At 66.3% G+C, this 22,130-nt stretch carries 18 protein-coding genes; 11 read left to right on the plus strand and 7 right to left on the minus strand.

The window, feature by feature from the left end:
• Positions 1 to 66: 66 nt before the first annotated feature.
• From FHW58_RS20330 to FHW58_RS20355, 6 genes are all read left to right on the plus strand, one after another.
• Positions 67 to 1,881 carry an aminopeptidase P family protein gene (locus FHW58_RS20330; RefSeq protein WP_179674999.1) on the plus strand — a complete coding sequence of 605 codons (1,815 nt, stop codon included), beginning with the start codon at positions 67 to 69 and terminating at the stop codon, positions 1,879 to 1,881.
• Positions 1,878 to 2,129 (plus strand): hypothetical protein, encoded by a 252-nt coding sequence (locus FHW58_RS20335; protein WP_179675000.1) that lies wholly within the window; start codon positions 1,878 to 1,880, stop codon positions 2,127 to 2,129. Before FHW58_RS20330 ends, FHW58_RS20335 begins: the two co-directional genes overlap by 4 nt.
• 8 nt (positions 2,130 to 2,137) lie before the next feature.
• Complete coding sequence (locus FHW58_RS20340; protein ID WP_179675001.1) at positions 2,138 to 2,884, plus strand: MgtC/SapB family protein; 747 nt, start codon at positions 2,138 to 2,140, stop codon at positions 2,882 to 2,884.
• 1 nt (position 2,885) lies between these two features.
• Entirely contained in the window at positions 2,886 to 3,461 is a 576-nt protein-coding gene (locus FHW58_RS20345; RefSeq protein ID WP_179675002.1) for a DUF924 family protein, read from the plus strand.
• Entirely contained in the window at positions 3,461 to 4,288 is an 828-nt protein-coding gene (locus tag FHW58_RS20350) for a Rossmann-like and DUF2520 domain-containing protein (RefSeq protein WP_179675003.1), read from the plus strand. The genes FHW58_RS20345 and FHW58_RS20350 overlap by 1 nt, the downstream gene beginning before the upstream one ends.
• A gap of 231 nt (positions 4,289 to 4,519) precedes the next feature.
• A complete protein-coding gene (locus tag FHW58_RS20355; protein WP_179675004.1) occupies positions 4,520 to 4,882 on the plus strand; it encodes a hypothetical protein in 363 nt (120 codons plus the stop codon).
• On the opposite strand, the gene FHW58_RS20360 is transcribed toward FHW58_RS20355, so the two are convergent.
• Positions 4,883 to 5,464 carry a molybdopterin-dependent oxidoreductase gene (locus tag FHW58_RS20360; RefSeq protein ID WP_179675005.1) on the minus strand — a complete coding sequence of 194 codons (582 nt, stop codon included), beginning with the start codon at positions 5,462 to 5,464 and terminating at the stop codon, positions 4,883 to 4,885. It lies immediately after the preceding gene.
• A gap of 43 nt (positions 5,465 to 5,507) precedes the next feature.
• Here FHW58_RS20360 and FHW58_RS20365 point away from each other — a divergent pair, with 43 nt between their 5' ends.
• From FHW58_RS20365 to FHW58_RS20375, 3 genes are all read left to right on the plus strand, one after another.
• Complete coding sequence (locus tag FHW58_RS20365; RefSeq protein WP_179675006.1) at positions 5,508 to 6,104, plus strand: alpha-ketoglutarate-dependent dioxygenase AlkB; 597 nt, start codon at positions 5,508 to 5,510, stop codon at positions 6,102 to 6,104.
• A 69-nt stretch (positions 6,105 to 6,173) separates the two neighbouring features.
• Entirely contained in the window at positions 6,174 to 7,892 is a 1,719-nt protein-coding gene (locus FHW58_RS27825) for a methyl-accepting chemotaxis protein (RefSeq protein WP_179675007.1), read from the plus strand.
• 187 nt (positions 7,893 to 8,079) lie between these two features.
• Positions 8,080 to 8,685: an outer membrane beta-barrel protein gene (locus FHW58_RS20375; protein WP_179675008.1), complete on the plus strand. Its 606-nt coding sequence runs from the start codon at positions 8,080 to 8,082 to the stop codon at positions 8,683 to 8,685.
• 179 nt (positions 8,686 to 8,864) lie between these two features.
• Here FHW58_RS20375 and ettA read toward each other — a convergent pair whose 3' ends face one another.
• From ettA to rarD, 3 genes are all read right to left on the minus strand, one after another.
• A complete protein-coding gene (gene ettA / locus FHW58_RS20380; protein WP_179675009.1) occupies positions 8,865 to 10,532 on the minus strand; it encodes an energy-dependent translational throttle protein EttA in 1,668 nt (555 codons plus the stop codon).
• A 109-nt stretch (positions 10,533 to 10,641) separates the two neighbouring features.
• Positions 10,642 to 12,549, minus strand: coding sequence for a CocE/NonD family hydrolase (locus FHW58_RS20385; protein WP_179675010.1), 1,908 nt, complete (start codon positions 12,547 to 12,549; stop codon positions 10,642 to 10,644).
• 73 nt (positions 12,550 to 12,622) lie between these two features.
• Positions 12,623 to 13,507: an EamA family transporter RarD gene (gene rarD / locus FHW58_RS20390; RefSeq protein WP_179675011.1), complete on the minus strand. Its 885-nt coding sequence runs from the start codon at positions 13,505 to 13,507 to the stop codon at positions 12,623 to 12,625.
• Between the two features lie 245 nt (positions 13,508 to 13,752).
• On the opposite strand from rarD, the gene FHW58_RS20395 reads away from it, so the two are divergent.
• Both FHW58_RS20395 and FHW58_RS20400 read left to right on the plus strand, forming a co-directional pair.
• Positions 13,753 to 15,633, plus strand: coding sequence for a potassium transporter Kup (locus tag FHW58_RS20395; protein ID WP_179675012.1), 1,881 nt, complete (start codon positions 13,753 to 13,755; stop codon positions 15,631 to 15,633).
• A gap of 221 nt (positions 15,634 to 15,854) precedes the next feature.
• Positions 15,855 to 16,574: an FKBP-type peptidyl-prolyl cis-trans isomerase gene (locus tag FHW58_RS20400; RefSeq protein WP_373996714.1), complete on the plus strand. Its 720-nt coding sequence runs from the start codon at positions 15,855 to 15,857 to the stop codon at positions 16,572 to 16,574.
• 44 nt (positions 16,575 to 16,618) lie between these two features.
• Here FHW58_RS20400 and FHW58_RS20405 read toward each other — a convergent pair whose 3' ends face one another.
• From FHW58_RS20405 to FHW58_RS20415, 3 genes are read right to left on the minus strand one after another with little or no spacing between them, the layout of a single operon-like run.
• The gene (locus tag FHW58_RS20405) at positions 16,619 to 19,021 is read right to left on the minus strand and encodes an ABC transporter permease (RefSeq protein WP_179675014.1); all 2,403 of its coding nucleotides are present in this window, start codon (positions 19,019 to 19,021) and stop codon (positions 16,619 to 16,621) included.
• A 3-nt stretch (positions 19,022 to 19,024) separates the two neighbouring features.
• Positions 19,025 to 21,421, minus strand: a complete 2,397-nt coding sequence (locus FHW58_RS20410; protein ID WP_179675015.1) for an FtsX-like permease family protein — start codon at positions 21,419 to 21,421, stop codon at positions 19,025 to 19,027.
• Complete coding sequence (locus tag FHW58_RS20415; protein ID WP_161043271.1) at positions 21,418 to 22,098, minus strand: ABC transporter ATP-binding protein; 681 nt, start codon at positions 22,096 to 22,098, stop codon at positions 21,418 to 21,420. The genes FHW58_RS20410 and FHW58_RS20415 overlap by 4 nt, the downstream gene beginning before the upstream one ends.
• Positions 22,099 to 22,130 lie beyond the last annotated feature (32 nt).

Genomic DNA, 22,130 nt, shown 5'->3' on the forward strand with positions numbered 1-22,130 from the left:
CCCGGACGCTTGGCGGAGGGATGGGCAATCGGGGTATCATAGGGACAAGCAATCGAAAAACGTCCCATGAATACTCCAGACCCCTCCCAAGTCGCCGAGCGCCTGGCGCTGCTGCGGGCGGCGATGCGTCAACAGCAGATCGAAGCGCTGATGATCCCGTCGGCAGACCCGCACCTGTCCGAATACCTGCCCGCGCGCTGGCAGGGACGCGAATGGGCGTCCGGGTTCACCGGCTCGGTCGGCACCCTGATCATCACGCCAAGCTTCGCCGGCCTGTGGACCGACGCCCGCTACTGGACCCAGGCCGAACAGCAACTGGCCGAAACCGGCATCCAGCTGATGAAGCTGACCTCCGGCGCCGGCACCCAATACGTTGACTGGCTGGCAAGCCAGCTCAAGTCCGGCCAGACGCTGGCCGTCGACGGCGCCGTGCTCGGCCTGGCCATCGCCCGCCTGCTGCACACCGCGCTGGATGCCAAAGACGTCACCCTGCGCACCGACCTCGACCTGCTGGACCAGGTGTGGCAAGACCGCCCGGCGCTGCCGACGGCGCCGATCGTCGAGCATCTGCCGCCGTACGCATCGAAAAGCCGCAGCGGCAAGCTGGCCGACCTGCGCGGCGCCATGCAGCAGGCCGGCGCCAACCGCCACCTGATCTCGACGCTGGACGATATCGCCTATTTATTCAACCTGCGCGGCGCCGACGTCAACTTCAATCCGATTTTCCTGGCCCATGCGCTGATCACGCCCACCCGCGCCACGCTGTACGTCGCCGACGGCAAAATCTCGCCCGAGCTGCGCGCTACGCTGGCCGACGAGGGCATCGACGTGGCGCCGTACGATGCCGCCGCCGCCGCGCTGGCCGCGCTGCCGGCCGACGCCACGCTGCTGCTGGACCCGCGCCGCGTCACCCACGGCACCCGCCAGTGGCTGCCGGCCAGGGTCAAGGTGGTGGAGGCGATCAACCCGACCACGCTGGCCAAGTCGCGCAAGAGCGAGCAGGACGCCATCCACGTGCGCGCCACCATGGAGCAGGACGGCGCCGCGCTGTGCGAATTCTTCGCCTGGCTGGAACAGACGCTGTCCGATCCCGACCGCGAACCGCTGACCGAGGTGGAGATCGACCGCCGCATCACCGCCGCCCGCGCGCGCCGCCCCGGCTTCGTCAGCCCCAGCTTCGCCACCATCGCCGGCTTCGGCGCCAACGGCGCCATCATGCATTACCGCGCCACCGAGGCGCGCCACGCCACCATCGAGGGCAACGGCCTGCTGCTGATCGACTCCGGCGGCCAGTACCTGGGCGGCACCACCGACATCACCCGCGTGGTGCCGGTCGGCCGCCTCACCGACGAACACCGGCGCGATTTCACGCTGGTGCTGAAGGGGATGATCGCCTTGTCGGCCGCCCGCTTCCCGCGCGGGACCAAATCGCCGATGCTGGACGCCATCGCCCGCGCGCCGCTGTGGGCCGAGGGCCTGGACTTCGGCCATGGCACCGGCCATGGCGTCGGCTACTTCCTGAATGTGCACGAGGGGCCGCAATCGATCTCGCCGTCCACCATGCCGGAACCGCACACCGCCATGGAGCCGGGCATGATCACCTCGATCGAACCGGGCCTGTACCGGCCGGGCCGCTGGGGCATCCGCATCGAGAACCTGGTGCTGAACCGCGCCGCCGGCCAGACCGAGTTCGGCGAATTCCTCCATTTTGAAACACTGACCCTGTGCCCGATCGACTGCCGCTGCATCGAACCAACGCTGCTGCGCGACGACGAAAAGCGCTGGCTCAACGACTATCACGCGACGGTGCGCAAGCGCCTGTCGCCGCTGCTGTCCGGCGACGCGCTGGCATGGCTGGAAAAACGCACGGAGAATATATGAGCGGACGCGCCACCAAAGCCACCACCGCGGTGGACCGCCTGAAGCGCCGCACCGGCAATGAGAAATACTCGATGTCGGTGACCGGCAGCGGCCACTTCTTCCTGTCCGACGGCGCCGGCAATCCGCCGCTGTGCCCACCGCTGGAGCTCGACGACTTCGTGGCCTTCGTCAAGACCATCGCCCCGGAAGCGCCCAAGCGCGTCAGCAAACTGGATATCGCCTTCGAAAAGCAGCTCATTAAAAAATAAGGCTTAACATGCCCGCCATCGATTTTCTCACCGCCTACTGGTCGCACTCCGAGCTGGCCACCAACGCGGTGATCCTGCTGAACCTGCTGGGCGCGCTGGCATTGGGGCTGATGGTGGGCTACGAGCGCTCGTATCACGGCCGCGCCGCCGGTATGCGCACCTATGGCCTGGTGTGCATGGCCTCCGCCGGCCTGACGGTGATCGGCGGCTATCCGGCGCACTGGTTCGGCGGCCACGTGTCGCAGTACCTGATCAGCTCCGACCCCACCCGCATCGTCCAGGGCATCGTCACCGGCATCGGCTTCCTCGGCGCCGGCGTGATCATGCGCGAGGGCTTCAACATCAGCGGCCTGACCACGGCGGCGTCGATCTGGGCTTCGTCGGTGATCGGCGTGATGGTGGGCGTGGGCTTTTACGCCGGTGCCATGGGCCTGGCCCTGCTGTGCGCCTGCTCGATGATCTTCCTCACGCGGCTGGAGGCCTGGCTGCCGTCGCGCCACGCCATCGCCATCACCATGCGCTTCAAGACCGGCTACAAGCCGCAGGAGCAGGCGTTGCGGACCATGGCGGCGCAGCGTGGCTACGAAATCGCCGGCGGCTCGCTGATGATCGGCAGCGAGAACGGCATGCAGGAGTGGCGCTTCGTCGCCATCGCCTTCAGCAAGCGCAGTGGCGCGCCGATGTCGGTGCTGTCGGCGGAACTGGCCGAATTCGAGGGCATCCACAGCTTTCAACTGACCCACGCGCGCAACTGATATGAATGCACAGGCACAGGCGGTACTCGACTTCTGGTTCGGCGGCGCGCTGCCGCGCAAGGAATGGTTCAGGAAGGACGACGCCTTCGACCGCGAGATCGCGCAACGCTTCGGCGACGACATCGCGCAGGCGCTGGAAGGCGGCCTGCATCACTGGGACGCCGACGGCCCGCATGGCGCGCTGGCGCGCATCCTGGTGCTGGACCAGTTCTGCCGCAACGTCCATCGCGGCAGCGCGCTGGCCTTCGCCGGCGACCACCAGGCCTTGCAGGCCGCGCTGGACATGATCGACGCCGGCGAGGACCAGGCGCTGGGGCCGTACCAGCGCGCCTTCGTCTACCTGCCGCTGGAGCATGCCGAGGATCTCGCCATGCAGGAGCGCTCGGTCGATCTGTTCACGCGCCTGGCCGAGGCGGCGCCGGGCGACAAGGGCATCGCCGGCATGCTGGATTACGCCATCAAGCACCACGCGGTGATCCGCCGCTTCGGCCGTTTCCCGCACCGTAACGACATCCTGCAACGGGCGTCGACGCCGGCCGAGGCGGAGTTCCTCCAGCAGCCGGGGGCGCGGTTCTGATGGCGACCACGCTCAACCTGATCGGCGCCGGCCACGTCGGCCGCGTGCTGGGGCGGCTGCTGGCGCGGCAGGACGGCTTTGTCATCCAGCAGGTGCTGACGCGCTCACAGGCATCGGCGCGGCAGGCGGTGGACTTCATCGGCGCCGGCGCCGTGGCCACGGCCTACGAGCAGCTACAGCCGGCCGAGGTGCACGTGCTGGCGGTCGGCGACGACCAGATCGTCGCCGCGGCCGCGGCGCTGGCGCGCGCGGTGCCGCTGGCGGGCAGCATCGTGTTCCACTGCAGCGGCGCGCTGGCCTCGGACCAGCTGGCGGCCGCGCGCGCGGCCGGCGCGCTGGTGGCCAGCGTCCATCCGATCCGCAGCTTTGCCGATCCGGCGGCGGTGGCGGCGCACTTTGCCGGCACCTTCTGCGGCATCGAGGGCGACGCTGGCGCGCTGGCGGTGCTGACGCCGGCATTGCAGGCCATCGGCGCGCAACCGGTGCCGATCGATGCCGCCGCCAAGACGGTCTACCACGCGGCGGCGGTGTTCGCCAGTAATTACCTGGTGACGGTGCTGGACGCCGCGCTGCGCGCCTACCAGGCGGCCGGCATTCCCGAGCCGGTGGCGCGCCAGCTGGCGCAGCCGCTGGCCAGCGAGTCGATGGCGAATGTATTCCGGCTTGGCGCGGCGGCGGCGCTGAGCGGGCCGATCGCGCGCGGCGACCTGGCCACGGTGGCGCGCCAGCGGCAGGCGGTCACGCAATGGGACGCCGACACCGGCGCGTTGTATCAGGCGCTGGTTGCGCCCACCACGGCGCTGGCGCGCCGCAAGGCGCTGAAATAGCGCTACGTCGCGTATCTTCTTGCAAATTACTACTTAACAACTATATTCTAAGTAGCAAGCCGGTTTGTCCGAGACAAGGCCGTTGCAGTTTTAATGACACGATTTCACAAAATAAGTGGCGGATCAGTCGACAAACCGGGCAATTAGCAATAAGCTTGTTTCTTAGAATGTTTTCTACAAGAATCAATCTGCAAGCTAACCGGCGCCAATTTGGATAGTAGGGGTAAGAACATGTTATTTCTGAAAAGTACGACCGTCACGAAAGCGCCTGGCATTTACGACGTAGACATCGCCGCCAAACCGCCAGGCAAGACCTTTGGCGTGTTCCTGGCCACCGATCCGGACAATCCTCCCACCGAAGTGCTGGCCCAGCTGGCCGCGCTCGGCTTCAAGCAGACCTACAGCGGCGGCTACACCCACAAGGACCGCGGCAAGGTGCTGGACCTGCACTTCCAGAAACCCGGCACCGACCTGTTCGAGGGCTGGAAGGCCGAAGAACAGGAAGCCAACATGGCGGCCATCACCGCGCTGTTCGGCGGCATCGGCATCACCATCACGCCGCGCGTCATGAGCCTGGCCGAAGCCTACGCCTGATCAGGCTTGCACGTCGATGTGATACAGGCCCCACGGGCACAAGCCGAAGCGGTCCGCTAACGGCTTGGCTGCCATGTCGGGGACCTTGTCGGCGTCGTACACCGCCCACAACGGGCCCAGGCCGCCCAGCGCCATCGGCGCGCCGTCCAGATGGGTGGCCACGATGTAGCGCTGCGCGGTCGCCTGCGCCACCGTCACCGTGGCCGCGAAGCCGTCGATGGCGCGCAGCACCAGCCGCGTGTTGCCGTTGAGGCTGGCGCCGGCCGCCTTCACCACCTCCAGCAGCAGCGGGCCGCTCAACGTGTGCGGCCTGGCGTCATATTCCAGCGTCGGCTTGATGGTCACAGCCGGCAGCGCGCTCAGCGCGGCGTAATCGAAGGCGTGGGCGCGCTCGAAGCTGAGCTTTTGCTTGTACATCATCTGGTCGCGCACCGGGTCCAGCTTGCCCCGGTTGGGCTTGCTGATCGCGCCAGTCACGGTCAGCAGGGTGGGGCCGTCGCCGGCGGCGGCGCGCGCCGGCAGGCTGAGGGTGGCGGACACGCCGGCCAGCGCGGCCGTGCCCAGGAACTGGCGTTTGTTCATGCGGAAAACTCCTTGTCTGCGAGGTGCCGGTATCATACCGCGCATGGACTTATTTGCCGACGACACCAGCCTGACCCCCATCCCCATCGACGATGGCGAACTGTGGTTCCAGCCGCGCCTGCCGCTGGACCTGGCGCCGGACGAGGTGATGCGCCGCCTGCTGGCCGAAACCCCGTGGCGCGCGGAGGAGATCCAGGTGTGGGGCAAGCTGCACATGCAGCCGCGCCTGTCGGCCTGGCATGGCGAGGCCAGCTACCGCTATTCCGGCAAGACCTTCCACCCGCTGCCGTTCACGCCGCTGCAGTTGCACATCAAGCAGGCGGTCGAGCGCGTCACCGGGCGGCGCTTCAACAGCGTGCTGCTCAACTATTACCGTGACGAGCGCGACAGCATGGGCTTCCATGCCGACGATGAACGCGAACTCGGCCCCGAGCCGGCCATCGCCTCGGTCAGCTTTGGCGCGCCGCGCACCTTCATCCTCAAGCACCGCGCGCTGCCGAAGACGGTCAAGCTGGCGCTGGGCGACGGCTGCCTGCTGCTGATGGCGGGCGCGCTGCAGCGGCACTGGCTGCACGGCATCAACAAGGAACGCACGCCGCGCGGGCCGCGCGTCAACCTGACTTTCCGCCTGATCCGCTAAGTGTTGCGTGTGCGCCGCGGCGCCGGCCGGCGCTACTGCTATCGTAGTTTCCTCACCGTGGGAGGCTCTATGTTTAGCAAGATGAAAGTCGGTACCAAACTCATCAGCGGCTTCAGTTTGGTGGCGGTGGTCGGCGCCATCGTCGCCTGCATCGGCATCGTCAGCATGAGCAAGCTCAACAGTGCTGCCGACGCCATGTACCGGGAAGACCTGCTCGGCCTGTCGTACATCAAGGAGGCCAACATCAACCTGATCTACGCCGGCCGCGCGCGCACCACCTTCCTTGCCGCCACCTCCGCCGAGGAGCGGGCGCGCGTGCGCGCCGACGTTGGCAAGTACCTGGACGCCATGGACGACTACCTGGCCAAGGCCAAGCCGCTGTTCGTGTCGGCCGAGGGCCAGCGCCTGCTCAGCGAATACACGGCGCCGGCCGCCGAGTACCGGCGCGTGATCGGCGCCGCGCTGGACCTGGCCGAGCGTGAGCCGCTGGCGCAGCGCGCCGACGACACCAACCGCGCCCACACGCTGGCGCGCGCCCAGGCCGACAACCTGGACAAGCTGTTCGACGGCATGACCGATCTGAAGGAGGCGCGCGCCGCCGCCAAGGCCCAGGACACAGCCCAGCTCTACCATTTCAGCCTGACGCTGATGATCGTGCTGGTGCTGGGCAGCCTGGCAGCCGGGCTGCTGTTGGGGGCGCTGATCACGCGCGCGCTGACGCGCCAGCTGGGCGGCGAACCAGCGGCCGTGGCGGCCGTGGCCGGCAAGATCGCCGGCGGCGACCTGACCGTCGACGTCACCGTCCGGCACGACGACAACCGCAGCGTGCTGTACGCGATGAAGGCCATGCGCGACAGCCTGGGCGGCATCGTCGGCCAGGTGCGCAGCGGCACCGACACCATCGCCACCGCCTCGGCGCAGATCGCCAGCGGCACGCAGGACCTGTCGGCCCGCACCGAGCAGCAGGCCGGCGCGCTGGAGGAAACCGCGTCGTCGATGGAACAGCTGACCTCGACCGTCAAGGCCAACGCCGACCACGCGCGCCAGGCCAACGAGCTGGCGCGGTCGGCGTCGACGGTGGCGCAGAAGGGCGGCGCCATGGTGGACGAGGTGATCGGCACCATGGGCGCGATCAACGCCTCGTCCGGCAAGATGGCCGACATCATCGGCACCATCGACGGCATCGCTTTCCAGACCAACATCCTGGCGCTGAACGCGGCGGTGGAGGCGGCCCGCGCCGGTGAACAGGGGCGCGGCTTCGCGGTGGTGGCGTCCGAGGTGCGCACGCTGGCGCAGCGCTCGGCGGCGGCGGCCAAGGAGATCAAGCAGCTGATCGACGATTCGGTCGGCAAGGTGGGCGACGGTGCCCGCCAGGTGGACCAGGCCGGCGTGACGATGCGCGAGATCGTCGCCAGCATCCAGCGCGTGACCGACATCATGGCCGACATCCAGGCCGCCAGCCACGAGCAGACCACCGGCATCGAGCAGATCAACCAGGCCATCGTCCAGATGGACCAGGTGACGCAGCAGAACGCCGCGCTGGTGGAGGAGTCGGCGGCGGCCTCGGAGGCGATGCAGGAGCAGGCGCGCAAGCTGGCCGAACTGGTCAGCGTGTTCCGGCTGGCGCAGGGGGCATCGGCATCGGCCCCGGCCCCGGCCCCCGCCCCGGCGCGGCCGACGGCCCGCGCCGTGCCAAAAATGGCGGCCAAAGCGGCGCCCAAACTGTCCCGGCCGGTCGCGCCCAGGGCCTCCGTTAAGCAATCGACAACGGATTGGGAGGAATTTTAAGCTTGTCTTAAGTTTGGCGCATCTTGAAATTTGCCAATGATCGTTTGGCTTACATCTCGTCACACTTCTTACTAATTCGGTCGTGACGGGAGTTGGTCGGAGTGCTATCTTGGACACATCGCAATTCAATAGCAACTGCGATCCCAAGCAAGTCCCGCTTCAACCATTTTGCTGAAAGATCAAAATCATGAAAAAAATTATCTTTGCCTTAGTCGCTTCCGCCGCCGCCCTGGGTGGCTCCGCAGCTTATGCCCAATCCAACACGCAAGACGCGCCAGGCACCGCCTACATCGGTGCCGGCGTGGTCGGCAGCCGTTATGACTTCGACGCGGCCGGCGCTGGCGCCGTCAGCGGCGACAACCACAGCGGCACCAAGGCCGGTGGCAAAATCTACGGTGGCTACAACATCGACAGCACCTGGGCCGTGGAAGCTGGCTACACCGACTTCGGCAAACGCAGCTACAACTACTCGGTGAATGGCGCCGCCGGCGGCATCAACACCGACGCGCACTCGTACTACGTTGCCGGTAAAGGCACCTGGCCAGTGGCGCGCGACTTTGCCGTGTTCGGCAAACTGGGTGTGGCCCGCAACCATAACGAAGTCAACACCTCGGGCATCGCCTCGGTGAGTGGCAGCGACAACAAAACCGCCCTGTACGCATCGGTGGGTGGCGAATACGCCATCAACAAGAACGTGAAGGTCTCGCTGGAGTATGAAAACTACGGCAAGAACGACATCGACACCGGCCGCAAAGCCGGCGCCATCACCGCCGGCCTGCGCTACAACTTCTAAGCGCTCCGCGGTATAGTCCCTTCAAGTAAGAAGGCCGGACCTGCTCACGCAGGCCCGGCCTTTGACGTTTGGTCCGTCATTCCGGCGCAAGCCGGAATCCATGCGCAGTGTGCCTCTTGCCATGCACACGTTCCATGGGTTCCGGCGTACGCCGGAACGACGGTGGTTGACTTCGCCGATCAGTTGGTCAGCGGTTTGTAGCGGATGCGCTTGGGCTTGGCGCCTTCTTCACCCAGGCGCTTCTTCTTGTCGGCTTCGTATTCCTGGTAGTTGCCGTCGAAGAAGGTGACCTGCGAGTTGCCTTCAAACGCCAGGATGTGGGTGGCGATGCGGTCCAGGAACCAGCGGTCGTGCGAGATCACCATCACCGAGCCGGCGAATTCCAGCAGCGCGTCTTCCAGCGCGCGCAGGGTTTCCACGTCCAGGTCGTTCGACGGTTCGTCCAGCAGCAGCACGTTGCCGCCCTTGAGCAGCGTCTTGGCCAGGTGCAGGCGGCCGCGCTCGCCGCCGGACAGGTTGCCCACCACCTTCTGCTGGTCGGCGCCCTTGAAGTTGAAGCGGCCCAGGTAGGCGCGCGACGGCATTTCAAAGCGGCCCACGCTCAGCACGTCGGCGCCGCCCGACACGTCCTCGAACACGGTCTTGGCGTCCGACAGCTTGTCGCGGCTCTGGTCGACCAGCGAGATTTTCGCGGTCTTGCCGATCACCACCTCGCCGCTGTCCGGCGTATCCAGGCCGGCGATCATCTTGAACAGCGTTGATTTACCGGCGCCGTTCGGGCCGATGATGCCGACGATGGCGCCCGGCGGAATCGTGAACGACACGTTGTCCAGCAGCAGGCGGTCGCCAAAGCCCTTGGACACGTTCTTGAATTCGATCACTTCGTTGCCCAGGCGCTCGGCCACGGGAATGAAGATCTCCTGCGTCTCGTTGCGCTTCTGGTATTCGTATTCGCTCAGCTCGTTGAAGCGGGCCAGGCGGGCCTTGGACTTGGCCTGGCGCGCCTTCGGATTCTGGCGCGACCATTCCAGTTCCTTGGCCAGCGCCTTCTGGCGCGCCGATTCGGTCGCCTCTTCCTGCTTCAGGCGGGCCTGTTTCTGGTCCAGCCACGACGAGTAGTTGCCTTTCCAGGGAATGCCATGGCCGCGGTCCAGTTCCAGGATCCACTCGGCGGCGTTGTCGAGGAAGTAGCGGTCGTGGGTGATGCCGACCACGGTGCCCGGGAAGCGCACCAGGAACTGCTCCAGCCATTCGACCGACTCGGCGTCCAGGTGGTTGGTTGGTTCGTCCAGCAGCAGCATGTCCGGCTTGGACAGCAGCAGCTTGCACAGCGCCACGCGGCGCTTTTCACCGCCCGACAGCACGCCGATCTTGGCGTCCCATGGCGGCAGGCGCAGCGCGTCGGCGGCCATTTCCAGTTGCAGGTTCAGGTTGCCGCCGTCGGCGGCGGCGATGATGGCTTCCAGCCGCTCCTGCTCCTTTGCCAGGGCGTCGAAGTCGGCGTTTTCATCGGCGTAGGCGGCGTACACGGCCTCCAGCTTGGCTTGCGCCTCGAATGCTTCGCCCAGGCCCGATTCCACTTCCTGGCGCACGGTTTTTTCCGGATCCAGCTGCGGTTCCTGCGGCAGGTAACCGATGTTCAGCCCCGGCATCGGGCGCGCTTCGCCCTGGATGTCGGTGTCGATGCCGGCCATGATTTTCAGCAGGCTGGACTTGCCGGAACCGTTCAGGCCCAGCACGCCGATCTTGGCGCCCGGGAAGAAGGACAGCGAAATATCTTTCAGGATCTGGCGCTTGGGCGGGACGATTTTGCCCACGCGGTTCATGGTGTAGACGTAATTGGCCATTTACTGAGGCTTTCTAAAAAAATAAACAAGGTGCATTTTACAGGCGATGGCGTGCATTATAGGCGCGTCGCGGCGCCGCGCGGCGCGCCGACGCCATCGCCGCACCGGTTTATTTCAGGGCCGTGCTGGCCGGCACCACCGGCAGCAGCACCGAGCTGGCGCCGGCCGCGCCGCGCTGGACCGAAATCGTCGCTTTCTGGAAATCTTCCGGCTTGGCGAAGAAGATGTTCGGCACGTAGGTCTGCGGGTTGCGGTCGTACAGCGGGAACAGCGACGACTGGATCTGCACCATGATGCGGTGGCCCGGCTTGAACACGTAGTTGACGGTCGGCAGGCGGAACTTGTATTCCTGCGTCTCGCCGGCCGGAATCGGCGACGGGTGCTCGAAGCTCTGGCGGTAGCGGCCGCGGAAGATGTCCAGGCTGATCGCCAGCTGGTAGCCGCCCAGTTCCGGCTGCTCGGCGACGAACGGCGGGAACACGTCGATCAGCTTGACCACGAAGTCGCCATCGGTGCCGCTGGTCTTGGCGAAGATGTCGGCCACCGGCGCGCCTTGCAGCGTCACCGGCGCGGTCAGCACCGGCGTCTGGTAGGACAGCACGTCGGTGCGGGTGCCGACCGCGCGCTGGTCCTGCAGCAGCCAGGTGGTCCAGCGCTCGTGGTCGGCGAAGCTGACCGGCGGCGGCAGGAACGGCACCGGCTTGGCCGGATCGGACACATAGCTGTCCTCGCCGGCGGCGGCCGGCTGGAAGGCCAGGCCGTTGCCGGCCTGCAGGTACAGCGGCGTCAGCTGGGTGGTGCCCGGCCAGTCGGCAAACTTGTCCCAGTGCTTCTCGGCGGCGTTGAAGATCATCACCGGCGCCAGCGGCTCGGCTGGCGTGCGGTCCTTCAGGTAGGTGTTGAAGAACGGGATCAGCACGTCGCGGCGGAAATCGGCGGCGGTGTCGCCGTTCCACTTGAACGGGCCGAGGCGCTCGGCCGAGCGGTTGATCTGGCTGTGGTACCACGGCCCCATCACCAGGTGGTTGTTGCCGGCCTTGCCCTTGGCCTTCAGCGCTTCCCAGGCAATCACGGCGCCGTAGATGTCCTCCTGGTCCCACAGGCCCTGCAGCCACATGGTCGGCACGTTGGACGGCTTGGCCGCCATCATCTTGTCCACCGCCTGCAATTGCCAGAAGGCGTCATAGGCCGGGTGGGCCGCCAGGCGGTTCCAGAAGCCCAGCTGTTCCAGGCCGTTCTTCCTGGCCATGTTGCCAGCGGTGCCGGCGTCGAGGAAGGTCTGGTAATCGTCGGTGCCGGGGCGCAACATCGGCGCGCCGGCGCCGGTCTTGGTGGTCTGGCCGGTGAAATAGTCCAGGTTGAGCTGGCGGAAGGCGCCGTAGTGGAACCAGTCGTCGCCCATCCAGCCGTCGACCATCGGGCTTTGCGGCGCCGCCACCTTCAGCGCCGGGTGCGGATCGAGCAGGGCCATGGTGACGGTCCAGCCGTCGTAGGAGGAGCCGATCATGCCCACCCGCTGGTTGCTTTGCTTGACGTTTTTCACCAGCCAGTCGATGGTGTCCCAGGCGTCGGTGGTGTCGTCGGTCTTGGTCGGATTGAGCGGGCCGATCGGCGGACGGGTCATCACATACTTGCCCTCGGAGCCGTATTTGCCGCGGATGTCCTGGAACACCAGGATGTAGCCGTCATCCACCCACTCGCGGTTCAGCGAGCCGACGCTGTCGCGCAGGTTCAGCTTGCCGTCCTTGATGCGGTCGGCTTCATACGGCGTGCGTTCGAGCAGCATTGGCAGCTTGCTGGCGTTCTTCGGGATCAGGATCACGGTGTGCAGCTTGACGCCGTCGCGCATGGGGATCTCCACCACCTGCTTGAGGTAGTCGCGGCCGACGTCCGGCGCCTGCCATTTGGCCGGAATGTCGCTGCCGAGCTGGACCATCGATGCGTCCGGCGCCGGCGCGCTGGCGGCCTGCGCGGCCAGGGCGGTGGAGAGGAGAACGGGAAGAAGGTAGTGTCGCATGCCGCAAGCCCTTTGCTTTGTACGTACTGTGTGGAAAATCGGCCAATTGTAGACCAGCCGGCATGCGCTGGCGTCAGGCGATCGGGTTATTGCGCCGGTTAACCCACAGTCCCTCCACCACGTACAGGATCAGCGCTGTCCAGATGATCAGGAAGCCGGCCAGCCGCGCGGCCGGGAAGGCCTCGTGGAACACCCACACGCCCAGCAGCGCCTGCATGGTCGGCGACAGGTACTGCAGCAGGCCCAGCACCGCCATCGGGATCTTGCGCGCGCCGGCGGCGAACAGCAGCAGCGGAATTGCCGTGATCGGGCCGGCGGCGGCCAGCAGCAGGCGGGTGCTGTCGTGCGGCCTGTTGAGGAAGGTGTTGTGGCCGTGCCAGCTCAGCCACAGCACGTAGGCCAGCGCCAGCGGGAACAGGATCATGGTTTCCAGCGACAGGCCCTCCAGCGCGGCCAGCGCGGCGGTCTTGCGCAGCAGGCCGTAGCCGCCGAAAGTGATGCCTAAAATCAAGGCAATCCACGGCAACTGGCCAGCCTGCCAGGTCAGCCAGGCGACGCCGGCGGCGGCGATGGCCATGGCGAGCCACTGGCCGCGGCGCAGTTTTTCCTTCAGCACCACCAGGCCCAGCAGCACGTTGATCAGCGGATTGATGAAGTAGCCGAGGCTGGCGTCGATGACGTGGCCGTTGTTGACCGACCAGATGTAGAGGAACCAGTTGGCGGTCAGCAGCAGCGCGCTGGCGACGAAACTGGCGAGGATGCGCGGCTGGCGCGCCACGGCCGGCAGCCACTTCCACTGCCGGCGCACGGTCAGCACGATGACCAGGAACAGCAGCGACCACAACATGCGATGGGCCAGGATTTCCTGCGGCGGCACCTCGTCGATGGCGTGAAAATACAACGGGAACAGGCCCCAGCAGAAAAACGCCAGGGTGGCGTACAAAATACCTGAATTCATCGAGCGGATCTGCCAAACGGTGTGGACGGTCTGGCATTATCGCCCATTCCGCAAACCGGGGTCAGTGCCGACATTCGGACATTGGGTCGCGCGCGACTCAATGTCCGAATGTCGGCACTGACCCCGGTGGGGGAGTACACTCTCGGTATTGACCGTTTTGAACGTTTTTCTATGCCAAAATCTCCTTGCCTTTTGCAAAGTCTTGACCTATTGTGCAATGCACCAAAACAACAACAGGTGCAATCTTGACCGAGCAACACAAGAAAAGCAGTCTCGCGGCACTCACGCTGGCGGCTGTCGGCATTGTCTATGGCGACATCGGTACCAGCCCCCTCTACACCCTCAAGACCATCTTCGATCCCGAGCACGGCCTGGCGCTGAGCGAGGCCAATCTGCTGGGCATCATTTCGCTGATTTTCTGGGGCCTGACCATCATCGTCTCGCTCAAGTACGTCACGCTGGTGCTGCGCGCCGACAACCGCGGCGAGGGCGGCATCATGGCGCTGATGGCGCTGGCGCTCAATTCGGTGACCAAGGCGGCGCCGCGCTGGCACTACCCGCTGATGCTGCTCGGCGTGTTCGGCGCCACCATGTTCTATGGCGACTCGGTGATCACCCCGGCCATTTCGGTGCTGGGCGCGATCGAGGGCCTGGAAGTGGCCGCGCCGGGGCTGGAACAGTACATCGTGCCGCTGACCATCATCGTGCTGATCACGCTGTACGCGCTGCAGCGCCACGGCACCGCCGGCATCGGCCGCTTCTTCGGCCCGATCATGGTGGTCTGGTTTGCCGCGCTGGCCGTCATGGGCCTGATCAACATCGTCGAGGCGCCCGAAATCCTGTACGCGCTCAACCCGCTGTATGCGCTGCGTTTCATGTACGAGAACCGCGGCATCGCCTTCGTCGCGCTGGGCGCGGTGGTGCTGGCGCTGACCGGCGCCGAGGCGCTGTACGCGGACATGGGCCACTTCGGCAAGAAGCCGATCCGCGCCGCCTGGTTCATGATCGTGTTCCCGGCGCTGGCGCTGAACTACCTGGGCCAGGGCGCGCTGCTGCTGCTGCATCCGGACGCGATTTCCAACCCGTTCTTCCAGCAGCTGGGCGCGTGGAGCGTGTACCCGCTGGTGGTGCTGTCGACGCTGGCGGCGGTGATCGCCTCGCAGGCCACCATTTCCGGCACCTTCTCGATGACCAAGCAGGCCATCGCCCTCGGCCTGCTGCCGCGCATGCGCATCCTGCACACCTCGGCCAGCGAGATCGGCCAGATCTACATCCCGTCGGTGAACTGGCTGCAGATGATCGTGGTGCTGCTGGCGGTGATCGGCTTCGGTTCGTCCGACAAGCTGGCCGGCGCCTACGGTATCGCGGTGACCGCCACCATGCTGGCCACCACCTTCCTGACCTTCTTCGTGATCCGCTACCGCTGGCACCTGCCGCTGGCGCTGTGCCTCGGCGCCACCGGCTTCTTCATCGCGATCGACGTCGCCCTGTTCTCGGCCAGCACGCTGAAGCTGTTCCACGGCGGCTGGTTCCCGCTGCTGCTGGGCGTGATCCTGTTCACCGTGATGCTGACCTGGAAGCGCGGCCGCGAGCTGGTGTTCGAAAACCTGCAGAAGCACGCGATTCCGCTGGAGGACTTCCTGTCCTCGCTGTTCGTGGCGCCGCCGACGCGCGTCTACGGCACCGCCATCTTCCTGCGCGGCGAGAGCGACGGCGTGCCGCACGCGCTGCTGCACAACCTGTCGCACAACAAGGTGCTGCATGAGCGGGTAGTGTTCTTCACCGTGCACGTGGTGGAGGAACCGTGGGTGCCGGAGGACGAGCAGGTCAAGGTGACGGACCTGGGCCACCAGTGCTACCAGCTCAACGTCTACTATGGCTTCAAGGACGAACCGGATATTCCGAAGGTGCTGGCGCTATGCGAATGTCTGGGCCTGCCGTTCGAGATGATGGAGACGTCGTTCTTCATCGCCCGCCAGACGGTGATTTCCACGCCGGGTTCCGGCATGGCGACGTGGCGCGAGCACCTGTTCGTGACCATGTCGCGCAATGCGCGCGGCGCCGCCGACTACTACCAGATTCCGCCGAACCGGGTGATTGAACTGGGCACGCAAGTGGAAATTTGAAGACAAAAAGATGTAACTGAATGTAGTGCCGGGAGTGGAAGGGTGATCGTCTGATAAACTTCTGCGCCGGGACTACCGAATATCCGAATCGATCAAAGGTAAATATGAAAGCGATGTTGCAATTTTTCGCCGCCGCGGTCTGCGCGGCGGTATTGGCCGCCTGCGGTGGCGGCGGAGACAAAACCCCCAAGCCGGTTGTCATTGTTCAGCCAGCGTACAAGGTGACTGAAACCGCCGTCGGCACCGGCCGCGCGGCGGCGGCGGGTGACATCGTCACCTTCACCTACGTCGGCTATCTGTATGACTCGACCAAGTCCGACTTCAAGGGCCAGAAAGTGGAAAGCTCGGTGGACACGAATTCCACCTTCACCGCCACCGTCGGCGTGGGCGCAATACTGCCGGGCTGGGACCAGACGCTGCTCGGCATGCAGGCCGGCGGCAAGCGTACCGCCATCCTGCCGGCCAACCTGGCTTACGGCGCCAACACGCGCGACGCGCAAGGCATCTACGCCGCCATCGCCGCCAACTCGCCGCTGGTGTACGACTTCGTGATGGTGAACGTGATTCCGCAGGTGACCATTCCTAACCAGCCGCCGCCAACTGTGCTCACCGTCGTCGCCAATACGCCTGGTACCGGCACCGCCATCGTGGCGGGCAAACAGATCACGGTCAACTACACCGGTTGGCTGTATGACGGCACGCGCCCCAACTTCAAAGGCGCGCAATTTGATTCTAGCCTGACCAAGGGCGTTCCGCTGGGCTTCACCGTCGGCGGCAACGGCGTGATCCCAGGTTTCAGCACGGCGGTGATCGGCATGCAGGTCGGCGGCAGCCGTACCGTGATTATCCCGCCTGATCAGGCATACGGCGCGGCCGGCACCACTTCGATTCCGCCTAACGCCACGCTGGTATTTGACATCACCGTCGTCACCAGTAACTAAGCGATAGAACGCAACGCAAAAGGGCAGCCGCTGGCTGCCCTTTTTTATTGGCGCAACGCCTGCGCGGGCGCGAGGCGCATCGCCGACCAGGTATGGCGTCCGGTGGCCGCCGCCGCCACCAGCAGGGCCAGCGCCAGCGCCGCCAGCGGCGCCCATGTGCCCAGCGGCGAACGCTCGGCAAACGGCGCCAGATAGTGCGCTATCACCAACCACGCCGGCGGCAGCGCGATCACCGCCGCCACCGCCGTCAACAGCACAAATTCCCGCCCCACCAGCACCGCAATCGCCGCGCGGCCGGCGCCATGCAGCTTGCGCAAAACGATTTCCCGCGCCCGCTGCTGCACACTGTGCGCCGCCAGCACATAGATGCCGAACGCCGCCAGCGTCAACACCACCGCCGTCGCACAAGCCAGCAGGTGCGCCAGCCGCACATCGTCCACATACGCCTGCGCGTAGTAACTGGCCGCGTGGCGTATCACCGGCGGACGGGCAGGGAAGCAGCGCTGCCATACGGCGAGCATGGCCTGCTCCACCGCACCGGCCCGACCCGCCTGTACCCGCACCGTCAGCAGCCGGCTGCTGTCCGACAGCGTATACATGATCGGCTGCACCGGATCGCGCAAGGTCTCCCAGCGCAAGTCCGGCGCCACGCCGACGATGCGATACGGGCTGCCGTTGATGCGCTGCCCCACCGCCTCATGCGGCGACACCCAACCAAGCGCACGCACCGCCGCCTGGTTCAGCATCACGCTTTCCTCCCCCTTGCCGCCCGCCTGCTCGATACGCGGATCGAACAAGCGCCCGGCCAGCGGCTGCAGGCCGTAGACCTGGAAAAATGACGCCCCCACCATGCGCACACCGATGCCGGCGCTGCTGCCGTCATTGCGCTGCACGGTGGTGCTGCCGCGCGTGCCGGTATGGTCGTCGCGGCCGGGCAGGTCGCGGCTGTCGGCCACGCCGGCGACGCCGGGCAACTGCGCCACGGCGTCTCGGAAGGCGCGGGCGGCCGGCGAGGTCAGCTCCTCCGGCAGCTCCGCCGTCAGCAGCGGCGCCGGATCGAAGCCGGGCGACGCGCTGGCGGCGAACTGCGTCTGCCACAGGATCGCCAGCGCCACGCTGCCCATGCCCATGGCGGCCGCAAACTGCACCGACGTCAGCGCGCGCCGCAGCCATGCGCCGCCAGCCGTCTCGCCGCTGCGCTGCGCCAGCGTGGCGCGCATGTCCACGCCGCGCGCCAGCCAGCCCGGATACACGCCGGCCAAGCCGCCTACCACCACGCCGAACGCCAGGCAGATGGCGGCCGACCACGGCGTGAACACGCCCTCCAGCGGCCGTTGCAGCAGTTCGGACCCCAGCGGCAGCAGCAGCCACGCCAGTACGACACCCAGCTCGGCCGCCGTCAGCGACAACAGCATGGCCTCGGCCATAAATTGCACCAGCAACTGGCGCGTGGAGGCGCCCAGCACGCGGCGCATAGCGATCTCGCGCTGGCGCCGCACGGTCCGCACGGCCGCCAGGTTGACGTAGTTGATCACCGCCAGCAGCAGGATCAGCAAGCCGGCCAGGCCAAGCGCCAGCACCATGCGTATATCGCCGCGCGGCCCGCTGCCCATGGTGTTGGCGACGCTGCGGTCGAAATAGGCGTCGGCCAGCGAACCAAGGCCGATGTCCACCATTTTGCGTCCGCCCAGCGCCGCCTTCATCTCCGGCGTGGCCAGATTGTCCCACGGCGCCTTGTCGATCACATCCTGCAGCACTTTTTGCAGCGCCTGCGGGCTGGCGCCGGTCTTCACATAAATGCGGCCGGCGATGCCCATCCAGTTGGACAGCGCCTGTTGCCGTTCCTGCTCCGTCCACAGCGCCGTGCCAATGCCGGCCAACACGCCGAACGGCATGGTGCTATTGGCTGGCCGGTCCGGCAGTATCGCCCGCACCTGGAAGGTCTGGTTGGCGAGCGTGAGCGTGTGTCCCAAGGCGTCGGCGGTGCCGAGCAGCAGAACGGCAGCCTGCCGCGTCAACGCCAGGCCATCCGGCTGCGTCAGCGCCTGGTGCAGATCGCCGCGCAGCGCCCGCAATCCGGCGATCTGCTCAAACGCCGGGTCGACCGTGACCACCTCGATCTCGCGCACGCCGCCCTGCTGTCGCAGCATGGCCTTGCTGGGCCACCAGACGCTGACCTGTAGCGGCAGGCCGCTGTTCAGCGCCACCGCGCGCATGGCGAAGGGCGTGTACTCCATCCACTGCGGCTGCGGAATGAAATTGAGCCGGTGCTTGATGACGAATACCTGCTCGCGTTGCGGCACGTCGCGGTCATAGCCGAACGAATACCACACAAAGCCCAGCAGCACGAAGCACACCGCAAAGCCAACCGCGAGGCCGAGCAGCTCGACGGCGGTATGCAGCGGATGCCGCGACAGCAGCCGCCATCCGAGCCGCAGATTTTTCATGACTCAGTCCTTCAGCGCGAGTGCCGGCGACATGCGCATGGCCGTCAGCGTGTGGCGCGTGGTGGCGAGCAGCGCCACCAGCACCGCCAGCAGCAGCGCCGCCAGCGGCGTCCACAAGCCGACCGGCGCGTGCTCGGTATAGCTGGCGAGATAGCGCTGCGTGCCCACCGCCGCCAGTGGCAGGCCGATGACCGCGCCGGCCGCTACCAGCACCGAAAATTCGCGTCCCAGCATCAGCGCGATGTCCTTGCCGGCCGCGCCGTGCAGCTTGCGCAGCACGATCTGGCGGCGGTTGCGCTGCACGCTGTAGGCCGACAGCACGTAGATGCCGAACGCCGCCAGCGCAATCGCCGTCAGGCTGCTGATGGCGAGCATGCGCATCAGGCGTGCGTCGGCGGCGTAGCGGTCGGCCAGGATGCGTTGCTGCGTCTTGATGTCCAGGATGGCGTTGGGGAAGCTGCGACGCCACAACGGCATGATCATCTCGTAGGCCTGCTCGACGCTGGCTCTGGTGCGCAGCATCACCACGCTACCCGGCCGCACGCGGTAGATCAGCGCCTTGGCCGGTGAGTGCAGCCCCTGGTAACGGATCTCTGGCGCGATACCGATGATTTCCGCACCCACAGGCGGCAGCCGCTGTCCGATGGCTTGCTGCGGCGTGGCGTAGCCGAGCGCGATGGCGGCATCGGCATTCAGCATCACGCCGCCGATGTCCTTGTCATCGCGCGGATCGATGCGCGGACTGAAGCTTTGCCCGTAGAGCGCATGCAGGCCATTTGCCTCGAACCAGTTGGGACTGACCATTTTGGCCTCCATCGATAGTTCATTGCCGCCTCGGGTAGCGGTGACGTTGATAACTTTGAGTCCGTCACGGCCAATCGCTTCCGATATTGTGGACACGCTATCCACACCGGGCAGGCGGCGCATCTGGTCGAGGAAGGCTTGCGCTTCGGGCTTGGTGCTGGAATCGAACGGCATGTCCAGCACCAGTAGCTGGTGGACGTCAATGCCGGGCGAGGCGTGGCTGGCGTACCAGGTCTGCCAGCTGACCGCCAGCGTGCCGGCGCTGAGCGCCATGGCGCTGCCGAATTGGACCACCGTCAGTACGCGCCGCAGCCACAGGCCGGTGATGGTTTCGCTGTTGTCGCGCCCCGCCAGCGCGGTGGCGGGGCGGGCGTGCTGCGCCAGCCAGGCGGGATAGGCGCCTGCGCACACGCCGATGATGACGCTGCAGCCCAGCGCGATCGCGCAATGTGCCAGCGTGAACATGCCTTCCAGCTTGCGGTTCAGCAGATCCGAGAAGGTGGGCAGCAGCAGCCACGCCAGCATCAGACCGAGGATTGCCGCGAGCATGGTGGTCAGCACCGCTTCGCTGAGGAACTGGCGCACCAGCTGGCCGGTGCTGGCGCCCAGCAGCTTGCGCAGGCCGATCTCGCGCTGACGGCGCAGCGTGCGCACGGTGGCCAGATTGACGTAGTTGATCGCTGCCAGCAGCAGAATCAGCACGCCGCCCGCCGCCAGCGCGTAGACATTGGCGCGCCGCCCGTAAAGCTCGCCGGAACGGCTGGCCGCCATATCGTCGTCAAAATAGGCATCGCGCAGCGGCAGCAGCCGGATATCGGCGACATTGCGGCCGTTAAGCCGCTTGCCCAGCGCGCCCTGCTTCATCCGCTGGTTGAAGGGCTCGCGCTCGCTGGCTTCCTGCAACAGAGCCGTCAGCGCGGCCAACGAGGTGCCAGGTTTTAGCTTCATGAACAGCGCGGCACGTCCTGGTTTGCTGAACGCGCTGTCGCGCTCCGGCCAGGCACTGCTGGCGATGCCGACCAGCGCCTCGTATTGCAGGCTGCCGTTGGCTGGCGGATCGGGCAGCAGGGCGCGCACCTGCAGGGTGGCGTCGCCGGCCTGCACGCTTTGCCCCAGCGCCGGGTGCGATCCAAACAGCCTGGCGGCGCCGCTACGCGTCAGCGCCAGGCCATCCGGCAGTGTTAGCGCCGCCTGCAGGTCGCCTTGCAGTGCGTGGATGTTGAACAGCTTGCCGAAGGCCGCATCGGTCACGCGCAGATCCATCGCGCGCAATTCGGCGCCGACGCGCAGTGGCACGTCGATGTCCTTCATCATGATGGATTCCTCGACCATGCCGCTGTCGCGCGCGGTCTGGCGCAACGACAGCAATGCCGACAGCTGCCAGTCCGGGCGCGGGAAGACGTTGATGCGCTGCTTGACCGCCACCACGCGGTCGCTGTCCGGAATGCCGCTGTTGAAGTTGAGGCAGTAGGCCACGTAGCCGAACAGCAGGAACCAGGCGGCAAAGCCCACCGCCAGGCCGCCGATCACCACCAGCGAGTACGCTGGCTGTTGCAACAGCAGCCGCCAGCCGATGCGGAAGTCGCGCGGTATCATGCCGCTTGCAGCGCATCCACCATGATGCGGCCGTCCAGCAGGTTCAGGGTGCGGGAGGCTTGCGCCGCGTGGTCGGGCGAGTGGGTGACCATGACCACCGTCGTGCCTTCGGCGTTGATGTCGCGCAGCAGGCGCATGACCTCGTCGCCGTGGGCGCTGTCCAGGTTACCGGTCGGTTCGTCGGCCAGCAGGACGGCGGGGCCGGACACCAGCGCGCGCGCAATCGCCACGCGCTGCTGCTGGCCGCCGGACAGTTGCGACGGGCGGTGGCCGGCGCGGTGGCCGACCCCCAGCTTGTTCAGCATTGCCGTCACGCGCTCGCGCCGTTCGCGCGCCGGCGTGCCGTTGTATTCCAGCGCCAGTTCCACATTCTCGAACACCGTCAGCTCTTCGATCAGGTTGAAGCTCTGGAAGATGAAGCCGATGCGGCCGCGCCGCAGCTTGTTTAGCTGCGCTTCGCTCCAGCCAGCGATGTTCTGGCCTTCGAACCAGTATTCGCCGCGCGTCGGCACATCCAGCAGGCCCAGGATGCCCAGCATGGTGGACTTGCCGCAGCCGGATGGTCCGGTGATGGCGACATATTCGCCCGCTTCGATTTCCAGGTCGATGCGGTCCAGGGCCGTGGTCTGGATTTCTCCCGCTTGGTGAACTTTGCTGACGCCGACGAGTTTGAGCATGTGCGTGTGCCTTATGGTGAATTAGATAAGAG

This window comes from Duganella sp. 1224 (genome assembly GCF_013408245.1).
Taxonomy (GTDB): Bacteria; Pseudomonadota; Gammaproteobacteria; order Burkholderiales; family Burkholderiaceae_D; genus Rugamonas.